This is a genomic window from Xanthobacter pollutisoli, assembly GCF_040044995.1.
Taxonomy (GTDB): domain Bacteria; phylum Pseudomonadota; class Alphaproteobacteria; order Rhizobiales; family Xanthobacteraceae; genus Xanthobacter.
The window spans coordinates 1-4,190 of record NZ_JBDZDP010000056.1 but is presented as its reverse complement, the minus strand read 5'-3'; the positions used below and the strand labels follow the sequence as shown (position 1 = coordinate 4,190).

At 63.5% G+C, this 4,190-nt stretch carries 2 protein-coding genes and 2 pseudogenes; 1 reads left to right on the top strand and 3 read right to left on the bottom strand.

The window, feature by feature from the left end; translation table 11 throughout:
* Positions 1–597: 597 nt before the first annotated feature.
* The 3 genes and pseudogenes from ABLE93_RS26745 to ABLE93_RS26735 form a co-directional block, all read right to left on the bottom strand.
* Entirely contained in the window at positions 598–1,017 is a 420-nt protein-coding gene (locus ABLE93_RS26745) for a hypothetical protein (protein WP_348842699.1), read from the bottom strand.
* Positions 1,007–1,267, bottom strand: a complete 261-nt coding sequence (locus ABLE93_RS26740) for a type II toxin-antitoxin system Phd/YefM family antitoxin (protein WP_348842698.1) — start codon at positions 1,265–1,267, stop codon at positions 1,007–1,009. Before ABLE93_RS26740 ends, ABLE93_RS26745 begins: the two co-directional genes overlap by 11 nt.
* A 208-nt stretch (positions 1,268–1,475) precedes the next feature.
* A pseudogene (locus ABLE93_RS26735) lies at positions 1,476–2,267 on the bottom strand (IS110 family RNA-guided transposase); the annotation flags it as partial.
* A 179-nt stretch (positions 2,268–2,446) separates the two neighbouring features.
* Here ABLE93_RS26735 and ABLE93_RS26730 point away from each other — a divergent pair.
* Positions 2,447–4,003: pseudogene (locus ABLE93_RS26730) on the top strand (ISL3 family transposase).
* Positions 4,004–4,190 lie beyond the last annotated feature (187 nt).

Genomic DNA, 4,190 nt, shown 5'->3' with positions numbered 1-4,190 from the left:
ACTATGCTGTATCGCTCGACGGACCGCCGCTGTCGTCGTGGCGCTCCCGTGGTGAATCTGGCCCATAGCGCATCCCTCGATTCATGCGTCGAGATTGCACCATCAAAGCCCGGGATCAAACATCTAGGCGGCCGTGACCCGGACACAGGCGGCAAAGAGGATGGGATGGGCTTCGTAGCCACCGATCACAGGAGCCCCTGCCACCAGGCCACGCCCACCACCCTCACCAGGCGGGACGCGCGCCGCAGCGCTCGCTCCCCGTCCCGGCCACCGCCAGTCGGGACGCCGACGCTCACGCATGGTGATGGATAACCCGGCCCGCGCTGCTCGGTCACGCAGACCGCGCCGCGTCGGCGCCCGCCTGAACCGCAGATCGCCACCTCGGCGAGAGCCTTCACGTCGAACCGGCGCCCCGGTCCCGGCTGCATCCGCGACAATTCGCAAGGCGACGAGGCGATCCCATCTTGGGCACCATCGACCCGCCAGAACCGCTGCCGGCACCGTCGACAAGCGGGGCGCTCAACGAACGCCGTGAGCGAAGAGGGCGACACGCTCCGCGGTCGGCACAGAAGCCTTCCGGCAAGTCCGTAACGCCGGCTAGTCGGTGCGATCTATGCGCGCCTGTCCGGCCCGGACGAGGGGAGACACCGCGCTCGCAAGCTGCATCATGAAGGAGCGGCTGAAGCGTCCCAGCAGGGGCTCGCCCGCATCGAGATAGAAGGACCGCTCGACGATATCGTAATTGTACTCGCTGACGGTGATCCAGGCCCGCTTGAGATCGCTGAGCCCGCCGCGCCGGCATTCGATTTCGGGAACCTCGATCGCAACCTGCTCGGAGCCGGGCTGGCGGCTTGAAATCGCCAGAAGCGCAAGGTGCGTCAGACCGTCCGATCCGCGCACTGCGAGGATAACGCAGACGGGTCGATCCTTGCGACCTTCGGTCTCGCCGTGTTCCTGCTGCCACTTCCAGAGATACGGATACTGAATGATCGTGCCGGGACGCAGGTCACCGGTCATCGTCGTAGCCTTCGCCCGTCGCCAGACGGTCGAGCTCGGCCGAGAACAGCGAGGCGACGTCGTCCGGCGTCTCGCCGGCGGCGTATGCGCGGCGGGGATCGCCTTCGCCCCTGATCTTCTGGTAGTGCTCGTAACTCATCATGACGAAGCGGGGCTTGCGATACCGCGTGATGACGATCGGCGACTTCGTCGCCGCATCGGTGACTTCTCCGACCTGCTTGTTGAGGTCATTGGTGGTGAAGGCGCGCATGTGAAACCTCCGCGCTAATATCCATGCTTTCCATGATATCCATGTTTCCCATGATTTCAAGGGAAACGACGCTCACGCGCCGCCCCCGAACCGCCAGACCGGGATGCCCATCGCCTTCGCCTTGTTGGCGAGGTTGTCGGTGATCCCGGAGCCTGGGAAGACCACGACGCCAATCGGCAGCGCCTTGAGCAATTCGTCATTGCGCTTGAACGGCGCCGCCTTCCCCCGATTGATTGAGCACGGGGGTCAATCCCAGCGCCGGACCGACGGCACGGGAGTTGCTGAAGCGGGCCGGAACATCGATGGTGCTGGTGAAGGCTAGCGAGGTGACAGGACCGACGCCGGGGATCGTCATCAATCGTCGGCAGGTCTCGTCACCACGGACGATCGATAGCAGCTTGCGGTGGAGCTCCATGAATGTCTCTCGCAGCTTTTGCCGCGCCGCCAGCAAGGGCTTCATAATCTCGCCGAGGTCCGGCATGCCATCGACAAGCTCGCGGATGCGATCGTCGAACCCGGCCGTTCCAACGATGCCGACCTTGAGTCCGAAATTGCGCAGCAGTCCGCGGATGTCGTTCTCGATGTCGATCGCTTTTTCCTGCAACAGCTTGCGGGCGGTCAACAGGGCGCGGCGACGCTGGCTGGCCAATGTCTTGACATGCACGGGCCGGAACAGATTGACCCGCATCATCTGCGCGATGCCGCGGGCGTCGTTGCGGTCGGTCTTGTTCACCTGAGCTTTCAGGAATGCTTTCGCATGCCGGGTCTCGATGCAGATCGCGGGCAAACCCGCCTCCGCCAATCCGCTGAACAGCCATTGCGATAACGGGCCGGCTTCGAGCCCGATCCGAACGAACTGCCACGAGGAACTTTTCAAAGCCTGGACGAGGTCCTCCGGGTGGCTGAGGACTTTGATCTCGCGGCAGATCGCGCCCGTTTCGTCCACGATACACACCGACGTCTCTTTCACCGAGACGTCCAGTCCGGCATAATATTTCATGCTGCGCTTCCTTTCCTGATGCTTGTGGCTGTTCCAAACAGACCACGTTCTATCATCAGCTCGAAGCGCAGCACCTCCTGCATCCCTCCGCGAGGGGCTCAAGCCGAATACCCCATCTGACTCATTTTTGATGGAGTTCGAGATTCGTCTGGCGTTGATTTTGAATTGGAATCAACACCATGGCACACTCACTCCGATCTTCGACCGTGGTCCCGCGTGGATTCGTGGTGGACGATGTCAGCAGCGACAGCGCGGGCACGCTGATCACGGTTCGCGCGGTTGGCAAGGCGAGTTCGTGCCCAGGATGCGGAAGAACATCACAGCGAGTGCACAGTCAGTATCATCGGCATCTGGCGGACCTGCCGATGGCGGGCAAGCCAGTTCGGCTCGTCGTCCGGGCGCGACGTTTCCACTGCGACACAGTGCTCTGCGGCCGGCGCATCTTCGCGGAGCGCTTCGACGCCAAGGTTTTGGCGCCGTGGGCGCGGCGTACTGCCCGCCTCGACCACATCGTCCACCACCTGGGGCTGGCGCTGGGCGGGCGGCCGGCGGCGAGCTTCGCCCGCAGGTTGATGTTGCCGGTCAGCAATGACACCCTGCTGCGGGTCGTGCGGCGCCGTGGCAACCAGCATTTCGTCCCACCAACGATCATCGGGATCGACGACTGGGCGTGGCGGCGCAACCAGCGCTATGGCACGATCATCTGCGACCTTGAGCGCCGCAGGACCATCGCTCTCTTACCCGACCGAGAGCCCGCGACAGCGCAAGCGTGGCTCACCTGCCAGCCGCAGATCACCATCGTCGCTCGTGACCGCGGCGGGGGCTATGCGACGGCTGCGGCCAAGGCGCTGCCGACGGCCACCCAGGTGGCGGACCGCTGGCACCTGATGGAGAACGCCAGCCGTGCCTTTCTCGATGCGGTGCGCAAATCCATGCGTCAGGTCCGAGCCGCGATCGGCGCCGCAACCATCGACCCTGATCTGCTCACGGCCGCCGAGCGGCTTCAGTATGAGGGATATCTTCGTCGGGAAGACGCAAACGGGACCATCCTCGGCTTCGCGAAGGACGGGATCGCGATCAAGGAGATCGTGCGCCGCACCGGGCATAGTCGTAGCTTTGTTCGCAGGATCCAGCGCGGCGAACGCACGGACGTCTTCCGTTCGCGGGAAAGTTAGCTCGAACTGTACCTGCCGTGGCTCGAGGACAAGTGGGCAGCCGGCGAACGCAACGGCGCGGAGCTGTGGCGACGCCTCAAGCGCCAAGGCTTCCGCGGTTGCCTTCGGGTCGTCACCGAGTGGGTGGCACGTCGTCGGCGCGCCGAACGGATGGACAATGATGCACTCAGGCGAACGCCTTCGGCGCGCACCATCGCGCGCCTCATGACCATTGGCCGGGACCGCGTGTCCAAATCCGAGAGCGTCACGATCGTGGCCATCGAAGCCGCCGTGCCGCTCCTCGTCGAGGCGCGAGAAATCATCGCCGCGTTCCAGGCCATGATCCGCAAGAAGATTGTCGCAGAGCTCGAGCCATGGCTCGAGCGGGCCAGATCCAGCCTGGTCGCGTCATTCGCCAACGGCGTCGTCAAAGATCGGGCCGCGGTGGTGGCCGCCATCACCTCGCACTGGTCCAATGGCCAAACCGAAGGGCAGATCACCAAGCTCAAACTCGTCAAGCGCCAGATGTATGGAAGAGGAAAGCTCGATATTCTCCAGGCCCGCCTCGTCGGCGCTCCATAGATCTTCTTCACCAAAACTGCGTCAGACCCAATATTCGGCGCCGATAGGGGGTCAGGTTTCCCCTAATTCCGCGATGAAGAAAGTTCCGTCCCGCTGAAGCTCCTTTATCCTATGGGTGTTTGAGGAATCGGAATCACGGTTTCCCTTCACCCGGAGGGTGCGATGGGGTTGTTGCAGACGGTGTTGC

Excerpts from the sequence above, each read along its gene's own strand:
- ABLE93_RS26740 (WP_348842698.1), bottom strand. The coding sequence starts at position 1,267 with ATGCGCGCCTTCACCACCAATGACCTCAACAAGCAGGTCGGAGAAGTC.
- ABLE93_RS26745 (WP_348842699.1), bottom strand. The coding sequence starts at position 1,017 with ATGACCGGTGACCTGCGTCCCGGCACGATCATTCAGTATCCGTATCTC.